This window comes from Saccharopolyspora mangrovi, assembly GCF_035320975.1.
Lineage (GTDB): Bacteria > Actinomycetota > Actinomycetes > Mycobacteriales > Pseudonocardiaceae > Saccharopolyspora > Saccharopolyspora mangrovi.
In genome coordinates, this window is record NZ_JAWLNX010000001.1 from 95,593 (window position 1) to 111,267 (window position 15,675).

The 15,675-nt window shown below is 70.6% G+C and carries 15 protein-coding genes; 9 read left to right on the plus strand and 6 right to left on the minus strand.

The window, feature by feature from the left end:
* Positions 1 to 7: 7 nt before the first annotated feature.
* From R4I43_RS00505 to R4I43_RS00515, 3 genes are all read right to left on the minus strand, one after another.
* Positions 8 to 808, minus strand: a complete 801-nt coding sequence (locus R4I43_RS00505; RefSeq protein ID WP_324263466.1) for a hypothetical protein — start codon at positions 806 to 808, stop codon at positions 8 to 10.
* Positions 809 to 1,000: 192 nt separating this feature from the next.
* Positions 1,001 to 1,291, minus strand: a complete 291-nt coding sequence (locus R4I43_RS00510; RefSeq protein WP_324263467.1) for a hypothetical protein — start codon at positions 1,289 to 1,291, stop codon at positions 1,001 to 1,003.
* Between the two features lie 115 nt (positions 1,292 to 1,406).
* Positions 1,407 to 3,209, minus strand: a complete 1,803-nt coding sequence (locus R4I43_RS00515; RefSeq protein ID WP_324263468.1) for a hypothetical protein — start codon at positions 3,207 to 3,209, stop codon at positions 1,407 to 1,409.
* 228 nt (positions 3,210 to 3,437) lie between these two features.
* Between R4I43_RS00515 and R4I43_RS00520 the strand changes: the two genes are divergently transcribed.
* The 4 genes from R4I43_RS00520 (at position 3,438) to R4I43_RS00535 (ending at position 8,122) form a co-directional block, all read left to right on the plus strand.
* Positions 3,438 to 5,696 carry a xanthine dehydrogenase family protein molybdopterin-binding subunit gene (locus R4I43_RS00520; protein ID WP_324263469.1) on the plus strand — a complete coding sequence of 753 codons (2,259 nt, stop codon included), beginning with the start codon at positions 3,438 to 3,440 and terminating at the stop codon, positions 5,694 to 5,696.
* Positions 5,697 to 5,751: 55 nt separating this feature from the next.
* Positions 5,752 to 6,225, plus strand: a complete 474-nt coding sequence (locus R4I43_RS00525; RefSeq protein WP_324263470.1) for a (2Fe-2S)-binding protein — start codon at positions 5,752 to 5,754, stop codon at positions 6,223 to 6,225.
* Entirely contained in the window at positions 6,222 to 7,043 is an 822-nt protein-coding gene (locus R4I43_RS00530; protein ID WP_324263471.1) for an FAD binding domain-containing protein, read from the plus strand. The genes R4I43_RS00525 and R4I43_RS00530 overlap by 4 nt, the downstream gene beginning before the upstream one ends.
* Before the next feature lie 215 nt (positions 7,044 to 7,258).
* Positions 7,259 to 8,122 (plus strand): DUF72 domain-containing protein, encoded by an 864-nt coding sequence (locus R4I43_RS00535; RefSeq protein WP_324263472.1) that lies wholly within the window; start codon positions 7,259 to 7,261, stop codon positions 8,120 to 8,122.
* 42 nt (positions 8,123 to 8,164) lie between these two features.
* Here R4I43_RS00535 and R4I43_RS00540 read toward each other — a convergent pair whose 3' ends face one another.
* Positions 8,165 to 8,896 carry a protein phosphatase 2C domain-containing protein gene (locus tag R4I43_RS00540; RefSeq protein ID WP_324263473.1) on the minus strand — a complete coding sequence of 244 codons (732 nt, stop codon included), beginning with the start codon at positions 8,894 to 8,896 and terminating at the stop codon, positions 8,165 to 8,167.
* A 78-nt stretch (positions 8,897 to 8,974) separates the two neighbouring features.
* Between R4I43_RS00540 and R4I43_RS00545 the strand changes: the two genes are divergently transcribed.
* Complete coding sequence (locus tag R4I43_RS00545) at positions 8,975 to 9,601, plus strand: LysE family translocator (protein WP_324263474.1); 627 nt, start codon at positions 8,975 to 8,977, stop codon at positions 9,599 to 9,601.
* A gap of 75 nt (positions 9,602 to 9,676) precedes the next feature.
* Here the strand turns inward: R4I43_RS00545 and R4I43_RS00550 are convergent, their stop codons facing one another.
* Positions 9,677 to 10,123, minus strand: a complete 447-nt coding sequence (locus R4I43_RS00550) for a hypothetical protein (RefSeq protein ID WP_324263475.1) — start codon at positions 10,121 to 10,123, stop codon at positions 9,677 to 9,679.
* A 227-nt stretch (positions 10,124 to 10,350) separates the two neighbouring features.
* Between R4I43_RS00550 and R4I43_RS00555 the strand changes: the two genes are divergently transcribed.
* The 3 genes from R4I43_RS00555 (at position 10,351) to R4I43_RS00565 (ending at position 12,559) form a co-directional block, all read left to right on the plus strand.
* Entirely contained in the window at positions 10,351 to 11,106 is a 756-nt protein-coding gene (locus R4I43_RS00555) for an SDR family oxidoreductase (RefSeq protein ID WP_324263476.1), read from the plus strand.
* Between the two features lie 125 nt (positions 11,107 to 11,231).
* On the plus strand, positions 11,232 to 12,110 hold the full coding sequence (locus R4I43_RS00560) for a LysR family transcriptional regulator (RefSeq protein ID WP_324263477.1): 879 nt from the start codon (positions 11,232 to 11,234) through the stop codon (positions 12,108 to 12,110).
* A gap of 101 nt (positions 12,111 to 12,211) precedes the next feature.
* Positions 12,212 to 12,559 (plus strand): hypothetical protein, encoded by a 348-nt coding sequence (locus R4I43_RS00565; protein ID WP_324263478.1) that lies wholly within the window; start codon positions 12,212 to 12,214, stop codon positions 12,557 to 12,559.
* Between the two features lie 2 nt (positions 12,560 to 12,561).
* On the opposite strand, the gene R4I43_RS00570 is transcribed toward R4I43_RS00565, so the two are convergent.
* Positions 12,562 to 14,052: a potassium/proton antiporter gene (locus tag R4I43_RS00570; RefSeq protein WP_324263849.1), complete on the minus strand. Its 1,491-nt coding sequence runs from the start codon at positions 14,050 to 14,052 to the stop codon at positions 12,562 to 12,564.
* A 314-nt stretch (positions 14,053 to 14,366) separates the two neighbouring features.
* Between R4I43_RS00570 and R4I43_RS00575 the strand changes: the two genes are divergently transcribed.
* Complete coding sequence (locus R4I43_RS00575) at positions 14,367 to 15,659, plus strand: acyl-CoA dehydrogenase family protein (protein ID WP_324263850.1); 1,293 nt, start codon at positions 14,367 to 14,369, stop codon at positions 15,657 to 15,659.
* The last annotated feature ends 16 nt before the right edge of the window (positions 15,660 to 15,675 follow it).

Sequence of the window (15,675 nt, forward strand, 5' to 3'; positions counted from 1 at the left end):
AGTCCTTCTAGTTGAACAGTCTGAGGTCGGTGATGGCGCCGGCGGCCACCAGCATCACGTACAGGTCGACCAGCGCAACCGAGACCAGCGAACTCCAGGCCAGCAGCATGTGCTTGCCGTTGAGCCAGGTGATCTTGGTCCACAGCCAGTAGCGCACCGGGTGCCGGGAGAAGTGGTTGAGCCGGCCGCCGATGAGGTGTCGGCAGGAGTGGCAGGACAGCGTGTACGACCACAGCAGCACCACGTTGACCACCATCAGCACCGTGCCGAGCCCGACGCCGACACCGCCGCCGGTTCCCTTGAAGGCGATCACGGTGTCGTAGGTCAGCACCGCCGCGACCAGCATCGCCGCGTAGAAGAAGTAGCGGTGCACGTTCTGCATGACCAGCGGGAACCGCGACTCACCGGTGTAGCGGCTGTGCGGCTCCCCCACCGCGCAGGCCGGCGGCGACGCCCAGAACGCCCGGTAGTAGGCCTTGCGGTAGTAGTAGCAGGTCAGCCGGAAGCCGAGCACGAACGGCAGCACGAAGATCGGCGGCGGGATCAGCCACCCCAGATCCGGGAAGGGCTGCCCGAAGTGGCTGGAGCCAGGCACGCAGGCCGCCGACAGGCACGGCGAGAAGAACGGCGCCAGGTAGTTGTGCTCCGGTACCCAGTACCACTGGTTCATGAACGTGCGGATCAGGCCGTAGATCACGAAGGCCATCAGGCCGAGGAAGGTCACCAGCGGCGGGAGCCACCAGTGGTCGGTGCGCAGGGTGCGCGCGCCGATGCGAGCTCGGCCGGTGGCGCTAGCGGGTGCGGACATTCGTTGACCTCGTTGTCGTGAGTCGTCCGACGTGCTCCCCTTGAGGCCGCTCATTGTGGATCAGCTCACAGCACGCCAGGTAGTCCCCCAACCGGCGCAACCTTCGAGGCCGCCCGGCCGGAGGCGGCGGCCCGCGAGGGTCGGCGCCGGGGTCCCGGCGTGCTCGCGCCGGGCGAAATCAGACCGCTCGGGTCAGTGCCGCGCCTGGCCTCCCAGGCCCTCGTCGTCGGCGTCCTCCCACAGCGACGGGTCGTAGGGGGTGTCCGGCACGATCACCACCTCGTCGCGGGCGTCATCGCTGCGCCGCGGAGCGGGGAGAACGGCGGAGAGCTCGGCGGCGTCGATGTCGAGCCGCTCGATGTCGTTGTCGATCCGGCGGACCACGGCGGCATCGCCGTAGCGCTGCCGCAACGCCCCGGCGCTGGCCCTCAGCTGCGCCAGGACCCGCTGGAACTCGGCCAGTTCGGTCGTCGTCGAGGCCATCGGCGAACACCTCTCGCGCCTAGGTGGTGGAACCTCCGCCCTGACTCTGCCCGCCCCGAGCGAATGTGACAAGTACCACATCAAACGATCATCGGCCGCGTCCCCCGAACGGGCGCTACGTGGCGTCGGCCGCCATCCGCGAGGACGCCGGGCCGCGCTCGGCGCACGGCGGCCCGGAGATGGCCCGCCCGATGCGCTGCCCGCCCCAGCCGAGCGCCAGGACGTAGGCCAGCGCGCAGGCCACGACCACCGCCGACGAGGCCGGCCAGAGCCAGGGCGGGACGCCGGGAGCCGCTTCGCGGCGCAGCAGCTGGTACTCCGGCAGCGCGTCGCGGGTGAACTGCGCCGGCGCGGGAACTCCCGGCCTGCTGCGGGTCGCGTCGGCCGGGAAGTGCACCGGGGTCGCCAGGATCGCGCGGCCGGAGTGCAGCCTGATCATCGTCTTCCACGGCCCGTGGATCGGCATCGGCTGGTTGGTGCGGTAGACGCCGGGCGCGACCTCGGTCAGCCGGTCGACGTGCAGCGCACCGCCCTGCCAGCCGGTGATGGTCAGCCAGGTCGGGCGCTCGGCGATCGGTGCGGGCTCGATGCGCACCTCGGCCTGCGAGGTCAGCTCGTCGACGGCCACCGCGGCCCGGACACCGCCCGGCGAGGTGCCGACCAGCCCGTTGACGACCGCGACCGCGATGCCGGCGAGCGCCACCGCGAACACCCCGCCGCGCACCCGCGCGGGCGGCAGCTCCCCGCGCAGCGCCCGCACCAGCAGCGCGCCGAGCAAGCCGCCGCAGACGCCGCCGACCAGCGACATCAGCACGCCCTCCGGCAGCATGTCCGGCGACCACGGCAGCCGGTAGGCGGAGGCGGTCCACAGGTACTCGCTGCTGTAGCCGATGGTCCCGATCAGCAGGCCGGAGAACACACCGAGCACCAGCGGTCGCCGCACCAGCGCCACCGCGGCGATCTCCACGCACAGCGCCTCGACCACGTACAGCGGCATCGCCGAGGTCGGTCCGCCGAGCACCGCCGGTCCGACGAGGATCGCGAGGCAGCCGCGGGTCGCCAGGAACAGCGCGACGGCGATCAGCGCTCCCCCGCGCCCGACCCACAGCCTCGCGGCGACCAGCGCGCAGCCCGCGGCCACGGCGATCAGCAGCGGCTGGAAGACCATCCGGAACTGCGGGACGCCGAAGTCCCACTCGGCCTGGAACAGCGACAACCCGACCAGCAGCGCCCCGCACAGCAGTCCGCGCCGCACGTAGAGCGCGCGCATCGTCTCGGCGCGGCCGGTGCGCACGAACCGGCCCTCGCGCTCCAGCAGCGCCATCGCCACCAGCGACAGCGAGACGCCGCCGATGATGATCAGCCGGGCGGGACCCCACAGCGTGACGTCCTGGCCGAACAGCCGCTGCCACACGGCGTCGAGCGGGAAGCCCAGCAGCGAGAAGAACCCGGCCAGCCCCAGCAGCAGTCCGCTGGTGGGCGCCTCCCAGCACCGGGAGAGGTGCAGGGCCGCCCGCCCCGGGTGCTCGCCCACCGGCAGCACCATCGCCAGCGTGCCCGCGACGCAGAGCCCGAAGAGCCCGAACAGGATCGGGTAGTGCGCGGCGTTGGCGAGCGGTCCGTGGCCGCGCCCCTGCGTGATGCGCAGCGCGATGTCCCAGTAGAGGCCGACCAGGGTCACCAGCTGCGAGACGAGGGCCAGTCGCAGCGGCAGCGCCGACCAGCCGGGAAGGCCTCGCAGCAGCCAGGAGTGCTCGGAGCGTTCGGCCAGGCGGGCCAGCGCGGTGATCTTGCTGGTGCGGTGGCCGTAGCCGAGCGCGAGCAGCACAACGGCCAGCAGTCCCGCGCTTCCGGAGGCGATGAGGATCTGGTCCAGATCCGCGTCACCGGGCGGTGACTGCTGGAGGAACGAGGCCATGCGGTGATCGAACACTAAACCTTAGACAGTGTCAGGTCATACTGTGACATTCAACGTTGTCATGATGACGGTTCACTCGATCGGCCCAATCTCGCACCGATCCTTCCGCCCCGCGGAATCCGCGACACGCGGACTTCGTTGCGCGTCAAGTCTTGTGGCTCACAGTCCGGAGCACAAGACTCTCGGTTGGTTCCCGAACTTCTAGATCCTGTTGACTGCGAGGCAGCTTTGAGCATTCTCGGCACCCGGGTCCAACGTGTCGAAGACCCACGCCTTCTCACAGTCGGCGGCACCTACGTGGACGACCTGCGTGAACCCGCCCTGCGCGGGGCACTGCACGTCCTGTTCGTCCGCAGCCCGCTGGCCCACGCCACCATCACCGAAGTGGACGTCGACGAGGCCAAGGCGGCCCCCGGCGTGCACGGCGTGTTCACCGCCGACGACGTCGACCTCCCGCCGTACGCCTCGGGCGGCAGCCTCTCCGGACCCACACCACCCGGACTGGACCGCCCGCACCTGGCCAAGGGCGTGGTGCGCTACGTCGGCGAGCCGGTCGTCGCGGTCGTCGCCGAAACCCTGGGCCAGGCCCAGGACGCGGCGGAGATGGTCTCCATCGACTACGACCCGCTGGACCCGGTCATCGACCTCGACGAGGCGCTGTCCGGCGAGAAGCTGGTGTTCCCGGACGCGGGCACCAACGTCATCGGCACCGCGGGCGAACTCGACGACTCGCTGTTCGACGACTGCGAGGTCGTGGTCAGCAAGCAGATCCTCAACCAGCGCGTGGCCGCGGCCTCGCTGGAGGGCCGCTCGGCGGCCTGCGCGTGGGAGGGCGAGAAGGTCACCCTCTGGCTGTCCAACCAGAACGCGCAGTCCTGCCGCGACGAGCTGATGGCCAACCTCGGCCTGCCGCAGGACAAGCTGCGGGTGATCACCCCCGACGTGGGCGGCGGTTTCGGCGCGAAGATCGGCTCCGAGCAGGAGGCCGCGCTGCTGTCGCTGGTGTCGAAGAAGATCGGCAAGCCGGTCAAGTGGGTGGAGACCCGCAGCGAGAACCTGGTGGCGATGACGCACGGCCGCGCGCAGCGGCACGTGGTCACCATCGGCGGCCGCCGCGACGGAACCGTGCAGGCCTACCGCCTGGAGATCGTCCAGGACGTCGGCGCCTACCCGCGGATGGGCGCGTTCCTGCCGGTGTTCACGCAGATGATGGCCAGCGGCGTCTACGACATCCCGAAGGTCGAGTCGCGGGCGCAGACGGTGGTCACCAACACCACGCCGATCGGCGCCTACCGGGGCGCCGGACGCCCGGAGGCCACCGCCGCGATCGAGCGCGCGATCGACCTGTTCGCCGCCGAGATCGGCGCCGACCCGGCCGACGTGCGACGCGCGAACCTGGTCAAGCCGGAGCAGTTCCCCTACCAGACGCCGGGCGGGATGCTCTACGACACCGGCGAGTACATCAAGGGGCTCGACTCGGTGCTGGAGGCCGCCGACTACGCCTCGCTGCGCGAGGAGCAGGCCAAGCGGCGCGCCGAGGGCGCCACCAAGCAGCTGGGCATCGGCCTGGCCAGCTACGTGGAGATCACCGCGCCGAACAACACCGAGGGCGAGACCGGGCACGTCGAAATCCGGCCCGACGGCAGCGTTCTGGTGCTCACCGGCAGCTCCGCGCACGGCCAGGGCCACTGGACGACGTTCGCGATGCTGGTGTCCGAGCAGCTGGGCATCGACCTGGACAAGATCGAGGTCGTGCACGGCGACACCGACCTGATCCCCAAGGGCGTCGGCACGATGGGCTCGCGGTCCCTGCAGCTCGGCGGCACCGCGGTGCACCGGGCGGCGGTCGACGTCAAGGACAAGGCCCGCAAGCTGGCCGCCGAGATGATCGAGAGCGACGAGGCCGACATCGAGCTCACCGACGGCAAGTGGCAGGTGCGCGGCGCCCCCAACGTCACGGTGTCGTGGGCCGAGCTGGCGCAGAAGGCCGAGGAGGCCCTGGCCGCCGACGTGCACTTCGTGGAGGACCGGCCCACGTTCCCGTTCGGCAGCCACCTCGCGGTGGTCGAGGTCGACGTGGAGACCGGCAAGGTCGACTACCTGCGGCACATCACGGTCGACGACGCCGGCGTGATCATCAACCCGATCCTCACCGAGGGGCAGCGGCACGGCGGCATCGCGCAGGGCGCGGCGCAGGCGCTGCTGGAGGAGGTCTCCTACGACTCCGACGGGAACCCGCAGAACGCCAGCTTCGCCGACTACGCGATCATCACCGCCGCCGAGCTGCCCAGCTTCGAGCTGCTGACGATGGAAACGCCCACCACGCTGAACCCGTTGGGCGTCAAGGGGATCGGTGAGGCCGGGACCATCGGCTCGACCCCCGCGGTGCAGAACGCGGTGGTGGACGCCGTCGCCCACCTCGGTGTCCGGCACATCGACATGCCGACCACGCCCGAGCGGGTGTGGAACGCGATCAACCAGGCATAGAAAACCCGCTGATCTTGTTCAGGTAGTGCACCTGAGAAGCCTGAGGAGTTCCTTCGTGCAAGTTTCGATCAACGTCAACGGCGAGCAGCGGACCCACGAGGTCGAGGACCGCACCCTGCTCGTCCAGTACCTGCGCGACGACTGCGAGCTGACCGGTACCAACGTCGGTTGCGACACGACGTCGTGCGGCGCGTGCACGGTGCTGCTCGACGGCGAGTCGGTGAAGTCCTGCACGGTGCTGGCCGCGCAGGCCGAGGGCCACGAGGTCACCACCATCGAGGGCCTGTCGGACGGCGAGCAGCTGCACCCGATGCAGCGCGCGTTCCAGTCCAACCACGGCCTGCAGTGCGGTTACTGCACGCCGGGCATGGTGATGGCCTCGGTGTCGCTGGTGGAGGAGAACCCGAACCCGACCGAGGCCGACGTCCGGTCCGGGTTGGAGGGCAACCTCTGCCGCTGCACCGGCTACCACAACATCGTTCAAGCCGTGCTCGACGCGGCCAAGGAGAAGCAGGGGGCCGCGGAATGATTCCTGCCGCCTTCACCTACAAGCGCGCCAGCACGGTCGACGAGGCGCTGAACCTGCTCGCCGAGCACGGCGACGACGCGAAGCTGCTGGCGGGCGGGCATTCGCTGCTGCCGCTGATGAAGCTGCGGCTGGCGGTGCCGGAGGTCGTCATCGACGTCGGCGGCCTGCGCGACCTGTCCTACATCCGCGACGAGGGTTCGCAGATCCGCATCGGTGCCCTGACCAGGCACCACGACATCGAGCACTCGGAGCTGCTGCGGCGCGAGGTGCCGCTGCTGGCGCACGCCGCGGGCACCATCGGTGACCCGCAGGTGCGCCACCGCGGCACCATCGGCGGCTCGCTGGTCCACGGCGACCCGGCCTCGGACCTGCCGGCCGTGGCGCTGGCGCTGGACGCGGTCCTGGTCGCCCAGGGCCCTTCGGGCACCAGGGAGATCGCGATCACGGACTTCTTCACCGACTTCTTCGAGACCTCGCTCGGCGAGGACGAGCTGCTGGTGGAGATCCGCGTCGAGAAGAACCCGAACCAGGGCTGGGACTTCCAGAAGTTCACCAAGCGCGCCATCGACTGGGCTGTCGTCGGCGTCGCGGTCGCGGGCAACCGCGTAGCCCTGGTCAACATGGGTCCCACTCCGATGCGAGCCGCAGGCGTCGAGGAAGCCCTCGCCGGCGGCGCCAACCCGGCCGAAGCGGCCGAACGCGCCGCCGAGGACACCTCTCCCCCGGACCAGCCCACGGCCAGCGCGGACTACCGCCGCCACCTGGCCAAGGTCCTCGTCCGCAGAGCCCTCGAAGCCTCCGCCACCCGCAGGAGCTGACCAGCCGAGAAGGGGCACCCCGGCACCCGCCGGAGGTGCCCCTCCTTCATGCGGTTCCGGCTGGAGCGTGACCGTTCTCGACCGCACCGCCCACCTCTCATCGCGGGTTACCCACCACACCAAGGCGCGGCCAGCACTCTGATCACAGCCCTGGCCGCGGGCCTGCTCACAGGATCGCGCAGGCATGCCGGAGGCAACGGCATTAGCGTGGGCGCGTGGTGGGTCGGGTGCTCGTGGGGACTTCGGGGTGGGTGTACGGGCCTTGGCGGGGACCGTTCTACCCGGAGGGGTTGCGGCGTGCCGACGAGTTGGGGTTCCTGGCCGAGCGGATGAGCAGCGTGGAGCTCAACGGGTCGTTCTACTCGCTGCTGCGGCCGGAGAGCTATCGGCGGTGGGCCGAGCAGACGCCCGACGACTTCGTGTTCTCGGTGAAGGGCAGCCGGTACATCACGCACATGAAGCGGCTGCGCGACGTCGAGACCGCGTTGGCGAACTTCCTGGCCTCCGGGGTGCTGGCTTTGGGCGGCAAGCTCGGTCCGCTGCTGTGGCAGCTCCCGCCGTCGCTGAAGTTCGAGCCGGAGCGGTTGGCGGAGTTCTTCGCGCTGCTGCCGCGCAGCACCGCGCAGGCGGCCGAACTCGCCGCGCGGCACGACGAACGGTTGGACGGCCGGGCGCTGACCGAGACCGACGCGGACCGGCCGATGCGCCACGCCCTGGAGGTCCGGCACTCCAGCTTCGCCACCGCCGAAGCCGTCGAACTGCTGCGAGACCACGACATCGCCCTGGTCGTGGCCGACGCCGCCGGCAGCTGGCCGCATTTGCAGGACGTCACCAGCGACTTCGTCTACCTGCGCTTCCACGGTGCCGAGGAGCTCTACGCCAGCGGCTACAGCGACGACGACCTCACCCGCTGGGCACGGCTGATCGACGCCTGGCGCCGAGGCGACTCCCCCACCACCGACCACACCGTCGCCATCCCGGCCCCGGTTGCCGAAACCCGCGACGTCTACGCCTACTTCGACAACGACATCAAGGCGCACGCCCCGCACGACGCCATCACCCTCGCTGGCCTCCTGTGACCCCAGCCCGCACCGACACCCCTCGTTGCCGCGGGGAGCGGGTCAGGGGGTCCAGTGGACGACTGTGGCGTCGTCGTGGGGTTTGGCGCGTCGTGGTGGCGTGCCGGTGGTTTCGGCTTGGCGCACCTCGGAAAGCAGGGCCGAAGGGCCTCGCGCGTCGAGGAGGTCGAGCAGGCCCGGCCAGTCGGCGAGGGCGAAGTGGTCGACGTGGCGGGACGCTCCGTCGGTGAGCAGGGCCGCGCGGCGGAACGGCGCCGTGGTACCGGTGACCGCGTGGTGGGCTGCTTCGGGATCCGTTGAGGCGACCCAGAACCCGTGCGGTGAGTTGCGGAGTTCGGCGACCGCTTCCCGGGTGTAGCTGGGGAGGCGGTCGATGCGGTCGTCGACGATCGGGCGGACGTCACCGTCGACGTCGAGCACCAGCGGGCTGTCGGCCAGGACCAGGTGCTCGGCCCGCTCGCGGAGCCGCAGCACCGTCACCGTCGAGGACGGGCTGTTCGGGTTGTTCAGGTCGCAGGTGCCCGCGTGGGCCGCCCGAACCCGGTCGATCGCCTCGGCCAGCACGTCGGGGAGCGGGTCTTCGCTGGTCGTGAGCAGTTCCGCCAGCGCCCCGCCGAGCCGCCGGACGAGCCAGACGACGTCGTGCACGCACCCGCTGTCGACACCCGCGGGAGCGGTGGCGCCGTCGAGCACGAACGCCCAGTCCGGGCCGATCGCGAAGTGGTCCTCGTTGCGACGCCCCGGGGTCGCGGTGGTCGCCGCCGTCGCGGACATCCGCACGCCTCCTCCGTCTCGTCCGGCACGATACTCATTCCGGCCCCGCTCGGCCGATCCGCGTGCGATCCTCGGTGCGTGGTTGACCTGCAGAGACTGATCGCGTTCTGCGCGATGTCGTTGCTGTTGTCCGCGATTCCCGGGCCCAGCGTGCTGTTCGTCGTCGGTCGTGCGCTCGCGCACGGTCGGCGCGCCGCGTTGTCCTCCGCGCTGGGCAACGCGCTGGGCGGGTACGTGCTGGTCGTCGCGGTGGCGTTCGGGATGGGCAGCGTGGTGGCGCAGTCCGCGCTGGTGTTCACCGCGGTCAAGCTGGTGGGCGCGGCCTACCTGGTTCACCTCGGCGTTCAGGCGCTGCGCGCACCCGCAATCGAGGTCGTTGGCGCGCAGCCGGTTCCGGAACGCCACCGGATCCGGCAGGGCGTGCTGGTCGGCGTCAGCAACCCGAAGAGCATCGTGTTCCTGATGGCGGTCCTGCCGCAGTTCGTCGACCGCGAAGCCGGCGGCGTCATCGCGCAGATGCTGGTGCTGGGACTCGCCGGCGCGCTGCTGCAGCTGGCCTCCGACGGCACCTGGGGTCTCACCGCCTCGGGTGCCCGCACCTGGTTCGGCCGCTCACCCCGACGGATCACCCACCTGACCCGCACCGGCGGCGCCACGATGATCGGCCTCGGAGTCACCGTCGCCATCACCGGCCGCCCCGACTGAACCCGCTCCCAGGGGCGAAAACCGCGGTGTTCGCGTTGACGAAACCTGCGGTCCTCGCCCCCTGGGCGGGGTGGCTCAGTAGTCGTCCTCGGGGAAGAACATCTCTTCGAGGTGGTCAGCGGTTTCGGCGACGAAGTTCAGCGGGTCGACGAACTCGTTGATGTCGAGGTTCAGCAGCGGGACGGCGTGCCGGAGCACCACGTGCTGGCCGATGATCACCGCGCCGCAGACCACCGAGGTCTGCCCCAGCTCGTCGAGGAGCTTGTGCAGGTCGACCTGGTCGGCGCGGCCGATCACCGAGACCACCTGGACCCAGTCCTCGCTCTCGTCGAGCTGCTCGCGGGCCACGATGACGATCTGGCTGCGGTCGTCCTCGTACTCGACGAGGATCCGGATCTCCTCGTCGCTGGACTCGATGATCCGGTATTCCGGTTCTTCCTCCAGCTCGTCGTCGTCATCGTCCTCCGGCGCCGGCCGGTACTCGGATCGGATGAACGTGCTCAGGTCTTCCCAGGTCGCCACGTGGCCCTCCCAGCCTCGACGCGCGCATGTCGCGGCGAAGTGTAGGTGATCAGCACCGGCCTCCGGGAGGTTTCCGCGCGGTCCCCGAAAGCGTTCACCTTCGCCGAAGGAATCACCCTGACCTGCGACTACACGAGTCCCTTGTGGCCTCACCAGTTGTTCGCGTTTCCACCACCCGATCACCCGCTCCTAGCGTCGGAACCGGAAGCGAACGCGGAAGGAGAACCATGAGCGAGAACGGACTGCAGGGCGAGGTCGTGGTCATCGGCGGCGGGGCGAAGAACCTCGGCGGCCTGCTGTCGCGGACGTTCGCCGCGGACTGGGCGAAGATCGTCGTGCACTACCACGGGGAGACCACCGCACCGGACGCGGAGAAGACCGTGCAGGCGGTGCGGGACGCGGGCTCGGAAGCCATCGCGGTGCAGGGCGACCTGACGAAGGTCGCCGACGTGCAACGGCTCTTCGACACGGCGGTCGACACCTTCGGCGGCGTCGACGTCGCGGTCAACACCACGGGGATGGTGCTGCGCAAGCCGATCCTGGACACCTCCGAGGACGAGTTCGACCGGATGTTCGCGATCAACGCCAAGGCCGGTTACTTCTTCATCCAGGAGTCCGGGCGCCGCCTCAACGACGGCGGCAAGATCATCAGCTTGGGCACGTCGCTGCTGGCGGCGTTCACCGACGGCTACTCCACCTACGCCGGCGGCAAGGCCCCGCTGGAGCACTTCACCCGGGCCGCCGCCAAGGAGTTCGCCGACCGGGGGATCTCGGTGAACGTGGTCGCTCCGGGCCCGATGGACACGCCGTTCTTCTACCCGCAGGAGACGCCGGAGCGGGTCGAGTTCCACAAGTCCCAGGCCATGCACGGCCAGCTGACCAACATCGAGGACATCGTGCCGATCATCCGGCACCTGGCCACCGACGGCTGGTGGTTCACCGGCCAGACGTTGTTCGCCAACGGGGGATACACCACCCGCTGATCGGCGACGTGCGCGGGAGGAACCGGCGTGGGCGTCAGGGGAGCACGCCCACGCCGGCTGCGCAGGCCGCTGACGTGGGGATACGGTCACCGCATGGGTTTCAACGCGTTCGGCTCGGGAATCAGATGACGCTCGACCTGCACAAGCTCGGCCACCTGATCGCGGTCGTCGAGGAAAGCAGCTTCACCCGGGCCGCCCGGCGGCTGCACCTGTCGCAGCAGGCGCTGTCGACCTCGATCCGCGCGCTGGAACGCGAGGTGGGCGTCGACCTGCTGGACCGCCGGGGCTCGCGGCTGGCGGTGCTGCCCGCGGGTGAAGCGCTGATCGCCGACGCGCGGCTGCTGCACGGCGCCGCCCGAGCGGCGCTGGTCCGCGCCCGGCGGATCGGGCGCGGGGAAGGCGAACTCCTGCGCGTCGGGCACACCCCGGCCGTCGCCGGGGACGAGGTGACCGCTCTGCTGCACCGGGTGCACCAGGTGCAACCGGAGCTGTCCACGCAGGTCAACCAGCGCTACCCGAGCGAGCTGACCGATCAGCTGATCGCCGGTGAGCTCGACCTCGGCCTGTGCCGCGGCATGGTCGCCGAGCGCGGGTTGACCCGAACCACGCTGGCGCAGCACCGGTTGCGGGTGGCGGTGACCGCCGACCACCGGTGGGCGGCCCGCGATTCGGTGGAGCTCGGCGAGCTCGCCGGCGAAACCATCGTGGTGTGGGGCAAGGCCGGGAGCTCCGGCTACACCGACCTGCTCATCGAGCACTGCCGCCGGGCCGGTTTCGAACCGGCCGTGCGGCGCAACCCCATCCAGGGCACCCCGCCGGTCACCGCGGTGCAGGGCAGCGACCACATCGCGTTCGTGACCGCGGCGGCGGGACCGGCGGCAGGCGGCGCGGTCCGGGTGCTCGACCTGCTGCCACCGACGTTCGTACCGCTGCGCGCGTTGTGGCCGCAGCACACGAATTCCCAAGCCCGCGACGACTTCCTGAGCGCCACCGCCGAATCATGAGTCCACTGTGGATACCAGCTGGACTGGTGCTTTCGGTTGATCTCGTGTTTGGCGCGAGTGGATCTCCGGGTACGGCTCCGGGCGAGGGAAGGAGCCGACCGATGGCATCGTTGTTGACGTTCCTGTTAGCCGGAGTCCTCCTGGTCGCGGTCGACGGACACCTGTTGCAGCGCAGCGGAACCGCCTACCTGCGCGAGCTCGGGGACAACGCCGCACCGCTGAACCAGCTGGTCACCGTCGTGTTCCACCTGGCGACGCTCGGCCTGGTCGCGCTCATCGCGATCCTGCCGATGGACCTGGGCGGCGAGCCCAAGACCGTGGTCGGCCGGATCGGCGTGCTGCTGCTGGTGCTGGCCACGGCGCACGCGATCACGATCTGGTCCTTCGGCCGCATCCGGGCGCGCCACGCCTCCGAGGTGCTCACCGCGGAGGTCGCGCGGCGGAGCTGAGCTCAGGCCGGGTCGCCGCGCTCGCCGAACCAGTGGGCGAGGCGGCCCCGGCGGCTGACGGCGCGCAGCCGGTTCTCGGTGGCCTGCCGCTGGGCGAGGGTGGTGACGATGAACAGCTCGTCTCCGGCCTCGATGCTGGTCTCCGGGCTGGGCACGAAGGTGTGCCGATCGCGGATGATCAGCGTGACCACGCCGGGTTCGGGCAGCCGGAGCTCGCGGACCGACACGGCGTGCATCGCCGAGCCCGACGGCACCTCCATCGACAGCAGCTCCGCGTCGAGGACGTCCAGCGGAGCGGCCTCGACCTGGATCTCCCTGGTCGCCTCGCGCGGGATGAGCCCCAGCCACCTCGCCAGCGGCCGCAGGCTCGGCCCCTGCACGATCGTGAACACCATGACCAGCACGAACACGACGTCCAGCAGTCGCTGGCTGTCCGGCACGCCCTGCACCACCGGGAAGGTGGCGAGCACGATCGGCACCGCTCCGCGCAGACCCGCCCAGGACAGGAACCCCTGCTCCCGCAGCGGAACCCGGAACCACACCAGCGACACCACCACCGACAGCGGGCGCGCGACCAGCAGCAGCACCAGGCCGATGACCAGCGCCGGGATGATCTCCTCCGGCAACCGGCTGGGCGTGACCAGCAGGCCGAGCAGCACGAACAGCCCGATCTGGGCGAGCCAACCGAGCCCCTCGGCGAACGACCGGGTCGCCGAGCGGTGCGGGAGTCCGCTGTTGGCCAGCACCACGCCGGACAGGTAGGCGGCGAGGAACCCGCTGGCGTGCGCGGCACCGGAGGCGGCGAAGGCGACGAAGCCGAGCCCGAACGCGGCCAGCGGGTAGAGACCGGAGGCAGGCAGCGCCACGCGCGGCAGTGCGAGCGCGCCCAGCCACCCGATGCCGAGCCCGATCAGGGCGCCGAGCCCGAGCTCGTACACCAGACTCACCACCAGGTGCCCGGGCGAGAACACCAGCGGTGTGGCGCTGAACAGCAGCACCATGATCACCGTCGGCGCGTCGTTGAAACCCGACTCGGCCTCCAGCAGCCCGGCCACCCGCCGGGGCAGCGGCAGCACCCGCAGCACCGAGAACACCGCCGCCGAGTCCGTCGACGACACGATCGCGCCCAGCAGCAGCGCCAGCTGCCAGTCGAAGCCGAGCAGGAAGTGCGCCCCGGTCGCGGTGACCGCGAGGCTCACCCCGATGCCGACCGTGGCCAGGATTCCGGCCGGCGCCACGCATTTCCGCACGTCGGACCACTTCGTGGTCAGACCGCCTTCGACCAGGATCATCGCGAGCGCGGCGGTGCCGACGTTGCGGGCCAGCTCGGCGTCGTCGAACTCGACGCCGATCCCGTCCTCGCCAAGCACCACGCCGAGCGCGAGGAACAGCAGCAGGCTGGGCAGCCCGGCCCCGTGCGCGACGCGGGTGCCCACCACCCCCGCCAGCAACACCAGACCACCGGCGAGCAGCGCCAGGTACAGCTGCTCCAACGACATGTGTCCCCCGCTACAGAACCGGCCAGTGATACTAGCCAATAGCTTCACCCACGCACCCCCGCGACGTGCCCGGAGACGGTTTTCGGCGGCGCGGATGTCGCGGTTCCCCCTCGGCCCTGGCGGGCCGCCTCAAGCATTCGTGGGGTGAAAAAGCAAGCGAGCCGTGATCGGGGTCTCTGGCGCGGTGGGGACGGGACACGTTATTTTACTCGCCAGTAGGTAATGCCCGGCCGAAGCCGGCCGATTGGAGACGCACCGTGTCAAACGCCCAACCCGGACAGGCTGGCGGCGCGAAGAAGCGCGACGTCATGGGCCTCGGCCTCGCAGCCCTGACCAAGATCGCCAGCGCGCCGATCATCGACAAGTTCGGCCTGCGCAAGCAGTTCGAGACCCTGGTGCAGTCCGGCACCAGAACCGGTTTCAAGGCCGCCGGCGCCGCGACCAGGTCATTCAAGAAGATCCAGGGCCACAACAAGCCCGCGCGCCTGACCCCCGCCCCGGCCAAGGACCTCTTCGACCTCGAACCCGACGAGGAGCAGTCGCTCATCGCCGAGACGGTCCGCGAGTTCGCCGCCGAGCAGCTGCGACCGGCCGCCGCCGACGCCGACGCCAGGCTCGCCCCGCCGGAGGGCCTGCTGGAGCGCTCCGCCGAGCTGGGACTGAGCGTCGTGGGCATCCCGGAGTCTCTCGGCGGCATCGGCACCGAGCGCTCCGCAGTGACGAACGTGCTGGTCACCGAGGCCCTCGCGCACGGCGACATGGGCCTGGCCGTGGCCGTGCTCGCGCCCTCGGCGGTGTCGACAGCGCTGACCCTGTGGGGTGACGAGGACCAGCAGGCCACCTACCTGCCCGCCTTCACCGGCGAGAACGTGCCGGCCGCGGCGCTCGCCCTGCAGGAGCGCGTCGCGCTCGGCGACCCGCTCAAGCCGACCACCACCGCCAAGCGCACCCCGCAGGGCTACCAGCTCACCGGTGTGAAGTCGCTGGTCCCGCGCGCGGCGCAGGCCGAGCTGTTCATCGTCTCGGCGAACCTCGACGGCGCTCCCGCGCTGTTCCTGGTCGAGTCCTCCAGCACCGGGCTGTCCATCGAGAACGAGCCCGCGATGGGCCTGCGCTCGGCGGCCACCGGCAAGCTGCACCTGGAGCAGGTCAGCGTTCCGGTGACCGCGCTGCTCGGCGAGGGCAAGCTCGACGTGTTCACCGACCTGGTGCGGCTGTCCCGGCTGGCCTGGGCCGCGCTCGCCGCCGGCACCGGCAAGGCCGTCCTCGACTACGTCATCCCCTACGTCAACGAGCGCACCGCGTTCGGCGAGCCGATCAGCCACCGGCAGGCCGTGGCCTTCAGCGTCGCCGACATCGGCATCGAGCTGGAGAGCATCCGGCTGACCACGCTGCGCGCCGCCGCCCGCGCCGAGCAGGGCAAGCCGTTCGCCCGCGAGGTCGCGCTGGCCCGGAAGCTGGCCACCGACAAGGGAATGCTCATCGGCAACGCCGGCGTGCAGCTGCTCGGCGGTCACGGCTACACCAAGGAACACCCCGTCGAGCGCTGGTACCGAGACCTGCGCGCCATCGGCGTGATGGAAGGCGCGGTCCTCGTCTGAGGGCTTCCGAGACGCG